Annotated in this window: 13 protein-coding genes; 3 read left to right on the top strand and 10 right to left on the bottom strand. The window is 74.0% G+C overall.

Annotated elements, in window-relative coordinates:
* Positions 1–184 precede the first annotated feature (184 nt).
* From DMP17_RS42325 to DMP17_RS42350, 6 genes are all read right to left on the bottom strand, one after another.
* Positions 185–367 carry a hypothetical protein gene (locus DMP17_RS42325; protein WP_226367591.1) on the bottom strand — a complete coding sequence of 61 codons (183 nt, stop codon included), beginning with the start codon at positions 365–367 and terminating at the stop codon, positions 185–187.
* 72 nt (positions 368–439) lie between these two features.
* Positions 440–3,079 carry a bifunctional FO biosynthesis protein CofGH gene (locus tag DMP17_RS42330; RefSeq protein ID WP_337832456.1) on the bottom strand — a complete coding sequence of 880 codons (2,640 nt, stop codon included), beginning with the start codon at positions 3,077–3,079 and terminating at the stop codon, positions 440–442.
* A gap of 82 nt (positions 3,080–3,161) precedes the next feature.
* Positions 3,162–3,665, bottom strand: a complete 504-nt coding sequence (locus tag DMP17_RS42335; protein WP_443217957.1) for a YbaK/EbsC family protein — start codon at positions 3,663–3,665, stop codon at positions 3,162–3,164.
* Positions 3,666–3,724: 59 nt separating this feature from the next.
* The gene (locus DMP17_RS42340) at positions 3,725–4,537 is read right to left on the bottom strand and encodes a protein kinase domain-containing protein (protein ID WP_337832458.1); all 813 of its coding nucleotides are present in this window, start codon (positions 4,535–4,537) and stop codon (positions 3,725–3,727) included.
* Positions 4,534–5,346 carry an exodeoxyribonuclease III gene (locus DMP17_RS42345; RefSeq protein WP_337832459.1) on the bottom strand — a complete coding sequence of 271 codons (813 nt, stop codon included), beginning with the start codon at positions 5,344–5,346 and terminating at the stop codon, positions 4,534–4,536. The genes DMP17_RS42340 and DMP17_RS42345 overlap by 4 nt, the downstream gene beginning before the upstream one ends.
* 43 nt (positions 5,347–5,389) lie before the next feature.
* On the bottom strand, positions 5,390–5,719 hold the full coding sequence (locus DMP17_RS42350) for a hypothetical protein (protein ID WP_062397696.1): 330 nt from the start codon (positions 5,717–5,719) through the stop codon (positions 5,390–5,392).
* Between the two features lie 257 nt (positions 5,720–5,976).
* Between DMP17_RS42350 and DMP17_RS42355 the strand changes: the two genes are divergently transcribed.
* Positions 5,977–8,205 carry an NADP-dependent isocitrate dehydrogenase gene (locus tag DMP17_RS42355; RefSeq protein WP_337832460.1) on the top strand — a complete coding sequence of 743 codons (2,229 nt, stop codon included), beginning with the start codon at positions 5,977–5,979 and terminating at the stop codon, positions 8,203–8,205.
* Between the two features lie 54 nt (positions 8,206–8,259).
* On the opposite strand, the gene DMP17_RS42360 is transcribed toward DMP17_RS42355, so the two are convergent.
* Entirely contained in the window at positions 8,260–9,561 is a 1,302-nt protein-coding gene (locus DMP17_RS42360) for a DUF2252 domain-containing protein (protein WP_337832461.1), read from the bottom strand.
* 206 nt (positions 9,562–9,767) lie between these two features.
* Here DMP17_RS42360 and DMP17_RS42365 point away from each other — a divergent pair, with 206 nt between their 5' ends.
* On the top strand, positions 9,768–9,950 hold the full coding sequence (locus tag DMP17_RS42365) for a hypothetical protein (protein ID WP_337832462.1): 183 nt from the start codon (positions 9,768–9,770) through the stop codon (positions 9,948–9,950).
* Between the two features lie 4 nt (positions 9,951–9,954).
* Here DMP17_RS42365 and DMP17_RS42370 read toward each other — a convergent pair whose 3' ends face one another.
* Together DMP17_RS42370 and DMP17_RS42375 are read right to left on the bottom strand one after the other, a co-directional pair.
* Positions 9,955–10,263 carry a DUF3017 domain-containing protein gene (locus tag DMP17_RS42370; protein WP_226349891.1) on the bottom strand — a complete coding sequence of 103 codons (309 nt, stop codon included), beginning with the start codon at positions 10,261–10,263 and terminating at the stop codon, positions 9,955–9,957.
* Positions 10,264–10,286: 23 nt separating this feature from the next.
* Positions 10,287–11,126 (bottom strand): bifunctional methylenetetrahydrofolate dehydrogenase/methenyltetrahydrofolate cyclohydrolase, encoded by an 840-nt coding sequence (locus tag DMP17_RS42375; protein ID WP_255656803.1) that lies wholly within the window; start codon positions 11,124–11,126, stop codon positions 10,287–10,289.
* A gap of 244 nt (positions 11,127–11,370) precedes the next feature.
* On the opposite strand from DMP17_RS42375, the gene DMP17_RS42380 reads away from it, so the two are divergent.
* Positions 11,371–12,039, top strand: a complete 669-nt coding sequence (locus tag DMP17_RS42380; protein ID WP_337832463.1) for a GPR1/FUN34/YaaH family transporter — start codon at positions 11,371–11,373, stop codon at positions 12,037–12,039.
* Positions 12,040–12,193: 154 nt separating this feature from the next.
* Here DMP17_RS42380 and DMP17_RS42385 read toward each other — a convergent pair whose 3' ends face one another.
* Positions 12,194–15,535: an error-prone DNA polymerase gene (locus DMP17_RS42385; protein ID WP_337832810.1), complete on the bottom strand. Its 3,342-nt coding sequence runs from the start codon at positions 15,533–15,535 to the stop codon at positions 12,194–12,196.
* Positions 15,536–15,713 lie beyond the last annotated feature (178 nt).

A 15,713-nucleotide genomic window follows, 5' to 3' on the forward strand; every position in this document is an offset into this window, starting at 1 on the left:
CCTTGACCCCGGACTGCTCAAGATCGTACCGTTGGCCTCACTCTGCCGATCGAAGCCGCGCCTGCGCGTGGCCGGCGGCGGGGTGGGCCGGATCGGGGGGTCGGTCCACCGGCCGGGGCGGACGTCCTGCGACAGCGCGGTGAGGGGGCTGCGGCAGCCGCGGGGCGTCGTCCCGGTCAGCACCTCACCCGTTCTCCCGGTCCTTCTCCTTCTCCTGCTCCGGGTCCTCGGGCTGCGGGGCGGCCTCGACCGTCACCACGCCCTTGTCGAGGTCGATCGGGCCCAGCCGCCACTGCTGCCCGCCCTGCGCGGCGTCCGAGTCCTCGTGCATCCGCTTCCGCGGGAACATCTCTCCGAGCACACCCATACCGCCACCGTAGGCCGATCGGCGGCCGGGCCGGTCCCGCGCGGCCCGGGGGCGGCGCGGGACCGGCCGGGATCAGGCCGGGGTCAGCGGCAGCATCCGCGGCCCGGTGCCCGATGCCGGGGTGAGCACGCGGGGCTCGCCGCGGTAGGTCGTCGTCCGCTGCCGGACCGGGCGACCGGCGGCCGCGGCGATCGCGGTGAGCTCGGCGACCGAGCGCTCGGAGCCGTTCTCCGAGCCGGCCATCCGGGAGATCGTCTCCTCCATCAGCGTGCCGCCCATGTCGTCGGCGCCCCCGGCCAGGATGTCCGCGGCGAGGTCGTCGCCGAGCTTCACCCAGGAGCACTGGACGTGGTCGATCCGCCCGTGCAGCGCGAGCCGGGCGAACGCGTGCACCGCCCGGTTGTCGCGCTCGGTCGGCCCCGGCCGGGCGATCCCGGCCAGGTAGATCGGGGCGTTGTGGTGCACGAACGGCAGCGGCACGAACTCCGTGAACCCACCGGTGCGGTCCTGGATCGACGCCAGCGTGCGCAGGTGGCCGAGCCAGTGCCGGGGCTCGTCGACGTGGCCGTACATCATCGTCGAGCTGCTGGGGATCCCCAGCTCGTGCGCGGTCGAGACGACCTCGATCCACTGCGACGCCGGCAGCTTGCCCTTGGTCAGCACCCAGCGGACCTCGTCGTCGAGGATCTCGGCGGCGGTGCCCGGGATCGAGCCGAGCCCGGCAGCCTTCAGCTCGGTCAGCCACTCCCGGATCGACACCCCGGCCTTGGCCGCCGCGGAGACGATCTCCATCGGGGAGAACGCGTGCACGTGCATCCCCGGCACGGCGGCGGTGACCGCGCGGACCAGGTCGGCGTAGAACGACACCGGCAGCTGCGGGTCGATGCCGCCCTGCACGCAGACCTCGGTGGCGCCGTCGCGGGCGGCCTCCGCGGCGCGCTGGGCGACCTCGTCGAGCGAGAGCCGGAAGGCGTCGGCGTCGCGCTCGCGCTGGGCGAAGGCGCAGAACCGGCAGCCGACGTAGCAGACGTTCGAGAAGTTGATGTTCCGGTTGACCACGTAGGTGACGTCGTCCCCGTTGACCTGCCTGCGCACGTCGTCGGCGAGGTCGAGCAGGGTGCGCAGCGCGGGCCCGTCGGCGGTCAGCACGGCCATCGCGGCGTCGGCGTGCGCCGGGTCGAGCAGCGCCGCCGGGTCGGACGCGGCCAGGTCCAGCCCGGCCCGGACGTCGGAGTCGAGCCGCTCGGGGGCCGCCCCGTGCCCGGCGCGCTGGTGCTCCAGCTCGGCGGCCACCTCGTCCCAGTCGCCGTAGACGTCGCCGAAGTCGCTGCGCCGGTCCTCGGTGCGCCCGGTCGTGTCGATCGTGGAGTTCAGGTCGGTGCGCCCGGTCGAGGCGAACCCGCCGTCGGGCTCCTGCCACGCCCGCCCCTCCACGACGGCGTCGGGCCGGGCGAGCCCGTCGGGCCCGGACAGCGCGGCGACGTGGCCGTGCAGCCGCGCGTCGATCCACGGCGACCCGGCCCGCACGTACTTCGGGTAGGCGGTGAGCCGCTCCTGCAACGTGAAGCCCTCGGCCTCGGTGATCGCGGCCAGCTCGTCGACGGCGGGCCACGGCATCTCCGGGGACACGTGGTCCACCGTCACCGGGGAGACACCGCCCCAGTCGTCGATCCCGGCGCGCAGCATGAGCGCCTGCTCGTCGCCGACGAGGTTCGGCGGCGCCTGCAGCCGGACCTTCGGACCCAGCACCAGCCGGGCGACGGCGATCGTCGCGGCCAGGTCGTGCAGGTCGGCGTCGGGGTCGCCTGCCATCGCGGTGTCCGGCTTCGCCCGGAAGTTCTGGACGATCACCTCCTGCACGTGCCCGTGCGCGCGGGCGGCGGAGCGGATCGCGAACAGCGACTCGGCCCGCTCGGTGCGGTTCTCGCCGATGCCGATCAGGATGCCGGTGGTGAACGGGACGCCGACGCGGCCGGCGTCGGTGAGGGCGCGCAGCCGGACCGCGGGCTCCTTGTCGGGGCTGCCGAAGTGCGGGCCGCCCTTCTCGAACAGCCGCTGCGACGTCGTCTCCAGCATCATCCCCATGCTGGCCGCGACCGGCTTGAGCCGGGTCAGCTCCTCCCAGCTCATGACGCCCGGGTTGAGGTGCGGCAGCAGCCCGGTCTCCTCCAGGACGGCGATCGCGCAGGCCCGGACATAGTCGAGGGTGGAGTCGTAGCCGCGCGCCTCGAGCCACTCGCGGGCCTGCGGCCAGCGGTCCTCGGGGCGGTCGCCGAGGGTGAACAGGGCCTCCTTGCAGCCCTGCGCGGCGCCCTGGCGGGCGATCTCGACGACCTCGTCGCGCTCCAGGAACATGTCGTCGAGCTTGTGCGGGACGGTCGCGAACGTGCAGTAGTGGCAGCGGTCGCGGCAGAGCCGGGTCAGCGGGATGAAGACGTTGCGGGAGTAGGTGACGACGCCCGGGCGGCCCTCCTCGACGAGTCCGGCGTCGCGGACCCGGCCGGCGTGGCCGAGCAGCTCGTCGAGGTGCTCACCGCGGGCGGCGAGCAGGACGGCGGCCTCGGTCACGTCGAGGGTGGACCCGTCCCGGACCCGGCGCAGGGCCCGGCGGAACGCCGAGTCCGAGGGCACCGGTTCGGCGGGTGCGGGGGTCGGGAGAGGGACCGGCGGTACGGCCTCGGCCGGGACGGGTGCGGCAGGAGTATCGGCCATGCCACCCACACTAGGTTTCGCGGATCATCGCAGCGACCGTCCGTTTCCCGGCGATGGATCACGGCCGGTGCGGGAATACGGCTCAGGCGACCTCGGCGGGCGTCCCGCCGGTGACGGCGACGAGCTCGTCGAAGGTCGTCGGGAACACCGAGCGGGCCACCCCGCCGGCCGCCCAGACCCGGGCGAACTCCCCCAGGGCGACGTCGACCAGGGTGCGCACCGGCGCCGGGTGCCCGACCGGGGCGACCCCGCCGATGACCTGCCCGGTCGCCTCCAGCACGAGCTCCTTGGACGCCCGCCCGACCCGCTGCGCGCCGACCAGGGCGGCGACCCTGTCGGTGTCGACCCGGTGCGCGCCGGAGGTGAGCACGAGCAGCGGGGCGCCGTCGGCGTCGAAGACCAGCGAGTTCGCGATCTGGCCGACCTCCACCTCCAGCGCGGCGGCCGCCGCGGCCGCGGTGGTCACCGCGTCGGGCAGCAGCACCAGGCCCGCGATCGACGCGGGATCGGCACCGGCCCGGCGCAGCGCCTCCTTCACGGCGGCGACGCGGGGGTGGTCGGCGGGGTGTTCGACGCTCCGGCTCACCCGGCCCATCCTGCCCCCGCCGCGTCGCGGGCGCCGCCGGGTTTCGCCGCCGGGTGTGCTCAGAGGACGGCGAGGACCAGCAGCACGACGACGACCACGGCCAGCACCCCGGCCACGCCCAGCAGGATCCAGCGGTTGCGGCCGAGGTCCCCGCCCGGGGACCGGGGCCGGGCACCGCGTTCGAACAGCTCGGCGGCCCGGTCGTGGGTCGGGCGCTCGGCCGGGTCGTCGGCGGTGAGGCCGTCCAGGACCGTCGCGAGCGCGCTGCCCGCCGACAGGCGCGGGTCCGCCGCCTCGCGCAGGACGGCACCCAGGCACCACAGGTCCGCGGCCGGGGTGTCGGCGCCCTCGGGAGCGGCGGGCGCACCGTTCCCGCCGGGGCGCGGACCGACGGCGCGGGCGAGGCCGACGTCGGTGAGCAGGGCGCGGCCGTCGGCGGTGACCAGCACCGCGTCGGCGTCGAGGCCGCCGTGGGTGCCGCCGTCGGCGTGCACCGCGCGCAGCGCGGCCAGCACGTCCCGGCCGACGAGCGCGACCTGCCGGGGAGAGGGCGGCGTCGTCTCGACGACCGCACCCAGCGGTCGCGCCTCCGGGTGCTCGGTGACCAGGTACTCGCGCATGTCCCCGGCCGAGGACCGGTCGGTGACCAGGTCCAGCACCCCGACGACCGACGGGTGGCGTAGCCGTCCGGCCGCCCGGACCTCGGTGAGCAGCCGCTCCCGGACCCCCGCGACCGCGGGCAGCGCGATCTCGGTGACGGCCACGGTGCGGCCGGTGATGCGGTCCTCGGCACGGTGGGTGGGCCCGAAGCCGCGCCGGCCCAGCTCGTCGAGCAGCAGGTAGCGGCCGCCGACCATCCGGCCGGCGATCACACGGCCCCCAGCCGGACGACGACGGGGGCGTGGTCGGAGAAGCGCCGGTCGTGCGCGGGCGCCCGGTCCACCACGGCCTCGTGCGCGGCGTCGGCGAGCCCGGGCGTGGTGAGCAGGTGGTCGATCCGCCACCCGGTGTCGTTGTCGAAGGCCCGCCCGCGGTAGCTCCACCACGAGTACGGCCCGTCGACGCCCGGGTGCCGCTCGCGCACCACGTCGCGCCAGCCGTGCTCGAGCAGCTTCGCGAACCACTCCCGCTCGTGCGGCAGGAACCCGGAGTTGCGCCGGTTCCCGCGCCAGTTGCGCAGGTCCAGCTCGGTGGGGGCGATGTTCCAGTCCCCGCCGACGACCATCTGCCGCCCGGTCGCGGCGCACCGGTCGAATGCGGTGCGCAGGTGGTCACCGAAGGCCGCGCAGAACGCGTCCTTCTGGTCCTGCTTCTCGGTGCCCGCCATGCCCTTGGGCAGGTACAGCGAGGCGACGGTGAGCCCGCCGGGCAGGTCCACCTCGAGGTAGCGGCCGTCGAGGTCGGTGGTGGGGTCGCCGAAGCCGATCCGGACCGCCTCGGGCTCGTCGCGGCTCAGCACGGCGACGCCGTTGCGGCCCTTCGCCGTCAGCGACGGGGCCAGGCGCAGGTGCCAGCCGCCCTCGTCGAGCGCGGCCAGGAAGGCGGCCGGCAGCTCGTCGGGCCGGGCCCGGACCTCCTGCAGGCAGACCGCCCGCGCGTCGGTCGCGGCCAGCCACTCCAGCAGCCCCTTGGTGGCGGCGGCACGGACCCCGTTGACGTTGACCGTGGCGAGCGCGTTCACACCGCCTACTGTGCCGCACCCCTGATCACGCTGCGCGACGGGTTCAGCACCGGCTGCCCGAGGTCGCGGCGACGGAGTCCACCGGCACCCACTGGTTCTGCTCGGTGAGCTTGCGGAAGCCGCCGTCGACGATCGTCTCGGCCGCGACCTCGGTCCCGACCGGGAGCGTGCGGACCGGCGCCGCCGAGTTGCCGGGCGCCGAGCGCACCGTCACCTGCTCGCCCTGCACGACGACACGGCACCCGGTGGTCTCCAGGTTCCCGGTGACACCGCCGTAGGCGAGTGCGACGACCGTCAGGCCGACACCGATGAGCCCGACCAGCGGCCAGCCCCTCAGGAGCGACTTCCGGGTGAGCCCGAAGACCTTCGCCACCGTCGTTCCCCTCCCGCCGAGCGCTGCCGTGACCACGGTAGCCGGTCCGCGGCCGTGGGCTCGACCATCACGGGGGTGTCGGGCCGGTTACTCCTGCGGGCGTGCGGGGGCGGTGAACAGATAGCGTGTGGCCCAGTCAGCGGGTCGCCGCGCCGGGGACCCGCCCGGTCGTCCCGGGCCCGTCCGCCGGCGCCGTCGCGGCCCGCTCGCTGGACACGGCAGCACACACGACGAGCCGAGGCAGGCCTGAGGACGCGATGAAGCTCATCTACACGTACACTGACGAGGCGCCGGCACTGGCGACCCACTCCTTCCTGCCGGTCATCGAGGCCTTCGCCGGCCAGGCCGGGGTCGACGTGGAGACCCGCGACATCTCCCTGGCCGCCCGCATCCTGGCGAAGTTCCCGGACCGGCTGACCGACGCCCAGCGCGTCCCGGACTCGCTGTCCGAGCTGGGCGAGCTGGCGAAGACCCCGGACGCCAACATCATCAAGCTGCCGAACATCTCGGCGTCGATCCCGCAGCTCAAGGCGGCGATCACCGAGCTCCAGGGCGCCGGCTACGACGTACCGGACTACCCGGAGAACCCGCAGAGCGAGCAGGAGAAGGCCGCCCGCGCCGCCTACGACTCGGTCAAGGGCTCCGCGGTCAACCCGGTGCTGCGCGAGGGCAACTCCGACCGCCGCGCCCCGCTGTCGGTGAAGAACTTCGCCCGCAAGCACCCGCACTCGATGGGCGCGTGGAGCTCCGACTCCACCAGCCACGTCGCCACCATGGACGACGGCGACTTCCGGCACTCCGAGACCTCGTTCACCGCCGCCGGTGACGGCGCGGTCCGCATCGAGCACGTCGCCGCCGACGGCACCGTCACGGTGCTGAAGGAGAAGGTCGCGCTGCTGGACGGCGAGGTGTTCGACGGCGCCGTCATGCGTCGCGAGCCGCTGCAGGCCTTCCTCGCCGAGCAGGTCGCCGACGCCAAGGCCAAGGGCGTCCTGTTCTCGGTGCACCTCAAGGCCACGATGATGAAGGTCTCCGACCCGATCATCTTCGGCCACGCCGTCCGCGCCTACTTCGCCGACGTGTTCGCCTCCTTCGCCGACGACCTCGCCTCCGTGGGCGCCGACCCCGACGACGGTCTCGCCTCGATCCTGACCGCGCTGGAGAAGCTGCCCGCCGACAAGCGCGACGCCGTCGAGAAGGCCATCACCGCCGCCTACGAGACCGGCCCGGCGCTGGCCCAGGTCGACTCCGCGCGCGGGATCACCAACCTGCACGTCCCGAGCGACGTCATCATCGACGCCTCGATGCCGGCCGCGATCCGCACCTCCGGCCAGATGTGGAACGCCGACGACGCGCTGCAGGACACCAAGTTCGTCATCCCGGACTCGTCCTACGCCCCGCTCTACGACGAGACCGTCAAGCACTGCCAGGCCAACGGCGCCTTCGACCCGACGACGATGGGCACCGTCCCGAACGTCGGCCTGATGGCGCAGAAGGCCGAGGAGTACGGCAGCCACGACAAGACCTTCGAGATCGCCTCGGCGGGCACCGTGCGCGTCGTCGACGCGGCGTCGGGCGAGGAGAAGCTCTCGCACGAGGTCGGCGAGGGCGACATCTGGCGCGGCTGCCAGACCAAGGACGCCCCGATCCGCAACTGGGTCGGGCTGGCCGTCGAGCGGGCCCGGGCCACCGGCTCCCCCGCCGTCTTCTGGCTGGACTCGGCGCGCGCCCACGACGCGCAGCTGATCGCGAAGGTCGAGAAGTACCTGGGCGAGCACGACACCGACGGCCTGACCATCGAGATCCTCGCGGTCGCCGAGGCCACCCGCTACACCCTGGAGCGGGCCCGCAAGGGCGAGGACACCATCTCGGTCACCGGCAACGTGCTGCGCGACTACCTCACCGACCTGTTCCCGATCATGGAGCTGGGCACGTCGGCGAAGATGCTGTCGATCGTCCCGCTGATGAACGGCGGCGGCCTGTTCGAGACCGGCGCCGGCGGGTCCGCGCCGAAGCACGTACAGCAGCTGCAGAAGGAGAACCACCTGCGGTGGGACTCCCTCGGTGAGTTCCTCGCGCTGGCCGTCTCGCTGGAGATGCTGGCGTCGAAGACCGAGGAGCCGCTGCGGGCCAAGCTGCTCGGCCAGACCCTCGACGAGGCCACCGGCAAGCTGCTGGAGAACGGGAAGTCGCCGTCGCGCAAGGTCGGGGAGCTCGACAACCGCGGCAGCCACTTCTACATCGCGCTGTACTGGGCGCAGGCCCTCGCCGCGCAGACCGAGGACACCGAGCTGGCCGCGATCTTCGCCCCGCTCGCCGAGAAGCTCGCCGCCGCCGAGGACACGGTCGTCGGTGAGCTGAACGCAGTCCAGGGCGACCCGGTCGACCTGGGCGGCTACTACTACGTCGACCGCGCGAAGACCGACGCGGTCATGCGGCCGAGCGCCACGTTCAACGCGGCGATCGACGCCTTCGCCGGCAAGTAGCCCCACCGCCGACGGCCCGTCCTCCCGCTGCCGGGAGGGCGGGCCGTCGTCGTGTCAGGCCGAGCTGACGACGGGGATGCGCCCGGAGCGGAACGCCTCCACGAACAGTGCGTGGTCCGCGCGCACGGTCCGGGCGTAGTCGTGGGCGAACTCCACGACCCACTCGACGAACGCGTCCTCCGCGCCCGCGGTGCGCGCCGCGACCGCCTCCTCGACCCGGAAGTCGACGAGTGCGTGGTCGGCGTCGGCGTCGGCCACGCAGTGGATCTTCGCCGTGGCCCGGCCCAGGTCCGCGACGACCGGCGCGATCTCGTCGGGCTCGGTCAGCTCCGACCAGTCCAGGTCCGCCTCGTAGGGCGAGACCTCGGCGACGACGAACCCGACGCCACCGAGCTCGGTCCAGCCCAGCATCGGGTCGGCGTGCGCCTGCAGCGCGCGCTGCGACACCGCCGTCCGGTGCCCGTGGTGGCGGAACGCCGCGGCCACCCGCTCGTCGGTGACCACCCGCGACGGCGCGGCCACGTTGCCCTGCTTCATCGACACGACGATGTCGTTGTCCAGCGCCTGGTTCAGCCCCTCGACCAGCACCGTGTACGTCGGCAGCCCGGCGCTGCCGATGCCCACACCGGAACGCCCGGCGACGTCCTTGACGGTGTAGGCGACGCCGCGGTGACGCCGGGACTCCGGGATCGTGGCCACGTAGGCCTCGAACGCGGCGGTGACCGCGGCCTTCTCGTCGTCGTCGAGGGTGCGGACACCGGGGCCGGCACGCAGGATCCGGTCGAAGCCCTCGGTCTCGGTGATCGCGTCGAGCAGCCCGACCCGGGTCCGGGTGCGCGCGGTCTGCAGGACCTGGTGCACCGGGCCGTCGGTGGTGTCCAGGCGCAGGGAGAACGCGTCGTCGTCGCGGTCGGCGAAGTGCCGCACCTGGGCCAGGTAGCTGCGGCAGTAGCGCTCGACGAGCTCGGACAGCGACCGGTCCGACAGCGCCTTGCGCCAGCCGAGCAGGCACAGGCTGGCCGCGAACCGGGTGACGTCCCAGGTCCAGTGGCCGAGGTAGGCCTCGTCGAAGTCGTTGACGTCGAAGACGAGCACGCCGTCGCCGTCCATGTAGGTGCCGAAGTTCTCGGCGTGCAGGTCGCCCTGGATCCAGACCCGGCCGGTGCGGTCGTCGACCCAGGGGTCCTCGCGGCGGGCGACGTCGTCGTAGAACAGGCAGGCGCTGCCCCGGTAGAACGCGAACGGGTCGGCGGCCATCTTCCGGAACTTGGTCCGGAACGCCGACGGGTCGGCCGCCATCAGGTCGTCGAAGGCGGTCACGAGGGTGTCGACGATGTGGCCGCTGCGGTCGGTCATGGCGGCGATCATGCTCGCGGACGGTGGCGGGGACCACCTCCGTCCGTGGGGTGCCGCCGGACCGGGCGCCGCCGACCGGGTGGCGGATCGATCTTCGTTGCGATCAACGGGTGATCAGCGGGGCCACCGTGGGCGACATCACGCAACTCGTCCGGAGCAACCCCCGTCCCGGAGCGGGTGTACCCACCGGTAGAATCTCGTTAGCGATGATCATTATCAGGCCGTCCCGCAGCGCACCGACCGGGGATCTCCCCGCCCGGCCGGGCCGGGTCGTGCGCGCGACCAGCACCGGCCCCGGGCGTCCGGGGAGCAAGCGTCCCGCCGGCCCGCGCAGGCCCCCGACCCGGCGCCCGGCGGGCCCGGAGACGACCGGCGGCTCCCGCAGCTGACCACTCAGCTGATGGTCAGCGACCCCTGGGTGATCGTCAGCGCCAGCAGCAGGACGACGACGCCGAACCCGCCGTACACCAGCGCGTCGGCGTAGCGGCCGCGGATCGCGAGCAGCCCGACCCGGTCCGGCGGCAGCGCCACCCGCAGGCCCGCGGCGACCAGCATCGCCACCGCCAGCGCCGCGGACCCCTCGCGCCAGTGCTCGGTGACCACCCGCTGCAGCCCGACCAGCGACACACCGAGGACGACGAGCAGCGGCCAGTGCGCCCGCAGCCGGGCCCGCAGGCCGTGCCCGGAGCGGGTCGTCACCATCACCGCCCCCCTGCCGCCGCCCGTCACGCCGACAGGCTGCGCTCGGCTGCCTCGACGACGTTCGTCAGCAGCATCCCGCGGGTCATCGGTCCCACGCCACCCGGCATCGGCGCCAGCAGCCCGGCGACCTCGGCGACCTCGGGCGCCACGTCGCCGACCAGGCCCAGGTCGGTACGGGTGACGCCGACGTCCAGCACCGCGGCGCCCGGCCTGATCTGGTCGGCCGTGATGAGCCCGGCCCGCCCCGCCGCCGCGACGACGACGTCGGCCTCCCGCAGGTGCGCCGTCAGGTCCCGGGTGCCGGTGTGGCACAGGGTGACGGTCGCGTTCTCCGAGCGGCGGGTCAGCAGCAGCCCCAGCGGGCGGCCGACGGTCACGCCACGACCCACGACGACGACCCGCGCCCCGTTCAGCTCGACACCGAACCGGCGGCACAGCTCGACGATGCCGCGCGGGGTGCACGGCAGCGGTCCCGGCTCGCCGAGGACCAGGCGGCCCAGGTTGGTCGGGTGCAGGCCGTCGGCGTCCTTGCCCGGGTCGACCCGCTCCAGCGCGGCGCCGGCGTCGAGGCCGTCCGGCAGCGGGAGCTGCACGATGAAGCCCGTGCAGGTCGGGTCGGCGTTCAGCTCGTCGATCGTGTCCTCGACCTGGGCCTGGCTCGCGTCGGCGGGGAGCTCGCGCTGCAGCGAGGTCATGCCGACCTTGGCGCAGTCGCGGTGCTTGCCGCGCACGTAGGCGTGCGATCCGGGGTCGTCACCGACCAGCACCGTGCCCAGCCCGGGGGTCACCCCGGCGGCGGTCAGCTTCTCGACTCGGCCCCGCAGGTCCTCGAGCAGCTCCGCCAACGTCGCCTTGCCGTCCATCACGCGTGCGGTCACCCGGGCATCCTCTCAGGTGACGCCCGGGCCGGTCGAACCTGACCGAAGGACGCGTACGTCCCGCGCAAGTAGGGGACGCCGCCCCCGCGACCTGCGACGACGGTCCGGTTGCGTGCGACCGGGGTACAGGTCGGGGTCTGGTCGTACGGAGGGGCGAAAAACGATCTCCACGAGAGCAGAATCACACCGCCGGTGCACGACCGGTCACGAACTCGACGAGGAGTTTTCCATGAGCGTGGAGAGCGACACCGCGGGGGCGCAGGCCGCTGCTGCCCCGCCCGCCCCGGCAGCAGCCGCCCCGGCTGCCAACCCGGCCCTGATGGGCCTCATCTGCTTCCTGCCGTCCGGCATCACGCTGGGCCTGTGGTTCGTGGGCTACCTGGACACCACCGCACTGCCCGGCGGCATGATCCCGGTCGTGACCTTCTCGGCGGGCCTGTTCCTGCTGCTGTCGGCCATGGTCGCGCTGCGCGTCGGGGACAGCGTCACCGCCGCGATCTTCGGTGTCTTCTCCGCGTTCTGGACCAGCTTCGGCGTGCTGCTCATGGCGCTGAACAACGGCTGGATCATCGACGCCGGCACCGGACAGGCCCTGTCCACCGAGCAGGTCGGGTCGATCCAGTCGACCTACCTGCTCTCCTTCACCCTGGTGTTCGTCCTGCTGACGCTGGCGACGCTGCGGCTGCCGCTGATGTTCACGATCGGCTTCGTGCTCGTCGACATCACCTTCGTGCTGGCCTACATCGGTGTGACCGCGGGCAACGCGGGCCTGTTCCCGATCGCCGGGATCACGACGTTCGCGTTCTGCATCGTGTTCGCCTACATCCTGTTCGACGCGTTCGGCCAGACCCTGGGCGGACGCGCGATGTCGATGGGCGGGCCGCTCGTCAAGTCCTGACCCCGTCGCGACCGCCCGCGGGCCCCGCCGGTTCCTCCGGCGGGGCCCGCGGCGTGCCCGGTTCCGGTGGTCCGCGTGTCCCGGTGGTCCCGGTGGTCGGGAACCGCGGGGCCCGGCGGTCGCGGGGGCCCGGCGCCGGGCGCGGGCGGGACGGTCAGCGGAAGTCCCGGGACACCACCTTCACCGCCAGCGGCATCCGCTGCAGCCGGTCGGCCAGCAGGTTCAGCACGCCCTCCGGGCTGCGTTCGAGCCGGCCCCGGACCAGCAGCCCCGCGCTCCCCAGCGCCACCGACCGGTAGCGCGCCCACAGGCCCTCCGAGCAGGTCACGTTCAGCATCCCGGACTCGTCCTCGAGGTTCACGAACGTCACCCCGCGCGCGGTCGCCGGGCGCTGGCGATGGGTGACCAGTCCCCCGACCAGCACCCGGGCCGGGGTGTCCGGGCCGGCGCGGCGGCCCACCTCGTCGAGCCGGTCGATCCGGACCGCGCCGAGCGCGTCGAGGTCCGCGCGCAGGTGCTGCACCGGGTGGCTGTCCGGGGAGACGCCGGTGGCCCAGACGTCGGAGACGGTCAGCTCCGCCTCGGTCATCCCCGGCAGGGCCGGCGCGTCGAACCCGACGGCGGTGCCCGGCAGGTGCTCGGGCCGCACCCCCGCGACGACGCCCGCCGCCCACAGCGCCTCCCGCCGCTCCACCCCGAAGCAGCCGAACGCCCCGGCCGTCGCCAGCGCCTCGGCCTGCGGGCCGGTCAGCCGGACCCGGCGTGCCAGATCGGGCAGGTCCGCGAACGGCCCGCCCGCGTCGCGCTCGGCGTCGATGACCCCGGCGAGGTCCGCGCCGACGGTGCGGACACCCGCCAGGCCGAGCCGGACCGCCCGGCCGCCGGTGCTGTCGTCGTCGGGTTCGAGGACGGCGTCGGCCCGCCCGGCGTTGACGTCCGGCCGGTGCACCCGCACGCCGTGCCTGCGGGCGTCGGCCACCAGCGACTGCGGCGAGTAGAAGCCCATCGGCTGGGCGTTGAGCAGGCCCGCGCAGAACGCCGCCGGGTGGTAGAGCTTGAACCACGCCGAGTAGTAGACGAGCGCGGCGAAGCTGATCGAGTGGCTCTCCGGGAACCCGAAGTTCGCGAAGGCCAGCATCTTGGCGAAGATCCGTTCGGCGAGCTCGCCGGTGATCCCGTTCGCGGCCATCCCGTCGTAGAACCGCCCGCGCAGCCGTTCCATCCGCTCGGTGGACCGCTTGGAGCCCATCGCCCGGCGCAGCTCGTCGGCCTCGGCCGCGGTGAACCCCGCGACGTCGACGGCGATCTGCATCATCTGTTCCTGGAACAGCGGGATGCCCAGCGTCTTGTGCAACGCGGGCTTGAGCAGCGGATGGTCGTGGTCCCAGGTCTCGAGCTCGTTGCGCCGCCGGATGTAGGGGTGCACCGAGCCGCCCTGGATCGGGCCGGGCCGGATCAGCGCGACCTCGACGACGAGGTCGTAGAACTCGCGCGGGCGCAGCCGCGGCAGGGTGGCCATCTGGGCGCGGGACTCCACCTGGAACACCCCGACCGAGTCCGCGCGCGACAGCATCGCGTAGACCTCCGGGTCGGACTCGCCGATCGCGTGCAGCTCGATCCGCTCACCGGTGACGGTCGTGACCAGGTCCACCATCAGATGCAGCGCGGTGAGCATGCCCAGCCCGAGCAGGTCGAACTTCACCAGCCCGGCCGCGGCGCAGTCCTCCTTGTCCCACTGCACGACGGTCCGGTCGGCCATCCGCGCCCACTCCACCGGCACGACCTCGGACACCGGCCGGTCGCAGATGACCATGCCGCCGGAGTGGATGCCCAGGTGCCGGGGCGCACCCATCAGCTGCCCCGCGAGGTCCAGCAGCAGCGGCGGCATCTCCTGCGGGAGCTCGCTCGCCTCCAGGGCGTGCCAGCGTTCGACGCGCCTGCTCCAGGCGTCCTGCTGGCCGGGTGAGAACCCGAGCGCGCGGGCGGTGTCGCGGATCGCCGACCGCGGCCGGTAGGTGATGACGTTCGCGACCTGCGCGGCGAACAGCCTGCCGTAGCGGCGGTAGACGTACTGGATCGCCTCCTCGCGGCGGCCGGACTCGATGTCGAGGTCGATGTCGGGGTAGCCGTCGCGGTCCGGGGACAGGAACCGTTCGAACAGCAGCCCGTGCCGGACGGCGTCGACGTTGGTGATGCCCAGCGCGTAGCAGACCGCCGAGTTCGCGGCCGATCCCCGGCCCTGGCAGAAGATGTTCGACCGGCGGCAGAAGTCGACGATGTCGTGGACGATCAGGAAGTAGCCGGGGAAGTTCTTCGCCTCGATGATCTCCAGCTCGCGCTGCACGGTGTGCGCCGCGAACGGGTTCTCGTCACAGCTGCCATAACGCTCCATCCGGCCGCGTTCGGTCAGCACCCGCAGCCAGGTCGTCTCGGTGTGCCCGGGCGGGACGTCGAACGGCGGCAGGTCCGGCGCCACCAGGTGCAGCTCGAACGCCAGCTCCCGGCCCAGCTCCGCCGCGCGCTCCACCGCGCCGGGGTGGCGCTCGTCGAACCGCAGGGCCATCTCCCGCCCGGACCGCAGGTGCGCGGTGCCCGCCGCGGGCAGCCAGGGGTCGATCTCGTCGAGGCTGCGGCGGGCCCGGACCGCGGCGACGGTCGCGGCCAGCGGGGCCCGGTCGGGGGTGGCGTAGTGCGCGCCGGTCGTCGCCACCGTCGCGACGCCGGCCCGCTCGGCCAGCGCGGCCAGTGCGTCGTTGCGCTCGGTGTCGCCGGGCTCGCCGTACACGGTCAGCTCGACCCGCACGTTCTCCGCGCCGAAGCGCGCGACCAGCCGGTCCAGCTCCGCCGCGGCGGCCACCGGGCCCGAGCGGTCCAGGGCGCGGCGCACCGCGCCCTTGCGGCAGCCGGTGAGCACGACGACCTTCCCCGCGGTGTCGGCGACGACCTCGTCCGGGTCGTAGACCGGCCGCCCCTTCTCCCCGCCCCGCATCTGCGCGGTGGAGATGGTGCGACACAGCGCGCGGTACCCGTCGGGGCCGCGGGCCAGCAGCAGCAGGTGCTCGCCCTCGGGGTCGGCGACGCCGTTCTGCGGGGCGGTCAGCCCGGTGCTCAGCTCGGCGCCGAACACCGTGCGCACCCCGAGCGCGCGGGCCGCCTCGGCGAACCGAACGACCCCGTACATGCCGTCGTGGTCGGTGAGCGCGACCGCCTCCAGCCCCAGCTCGGCAGCACGCTCGACCAGCTCCTCCGGGGCGCTCGCGCCGTCGAGGAAGCTGAAGTGCGAGTGGCAGTGCAGCTCCGCGTACGGCACGACGCCCGGCCCCGCCGGGTGCAGGTCCTCGGGCGGCTCGCAGGGGCCGCGGTGGACGGACCAGGCCGGTGCGTCCCCGCCGTCGGCCTCCGGGCCGCCGCGCAGGCTCGCGCCGTCGCGCACGGAACGACCCGACAGCGCACTCTCCAGCTCCGCCCAGGGGACGTCCGGGTTCTGCCAGCCCACCCGTGCAGCGTACTCGAACACAAGTTCGAACGTCGAGCGCCGGGTTCCGCGGACGGGCGTCGCCGTGCGGGCCGGCCGGCTGCTCCCCAGCGCCGGTCGGCCCCGCACGGCGGGTCCGGGCTCCGGCGCGGCACACCGGCCGCTCCCCAGCGCCGGCCCGCGGGCCACCCGGACGTAC

Source organism: Pseudonocardia sp. TMWB2A, assembly GCF_017312135.1.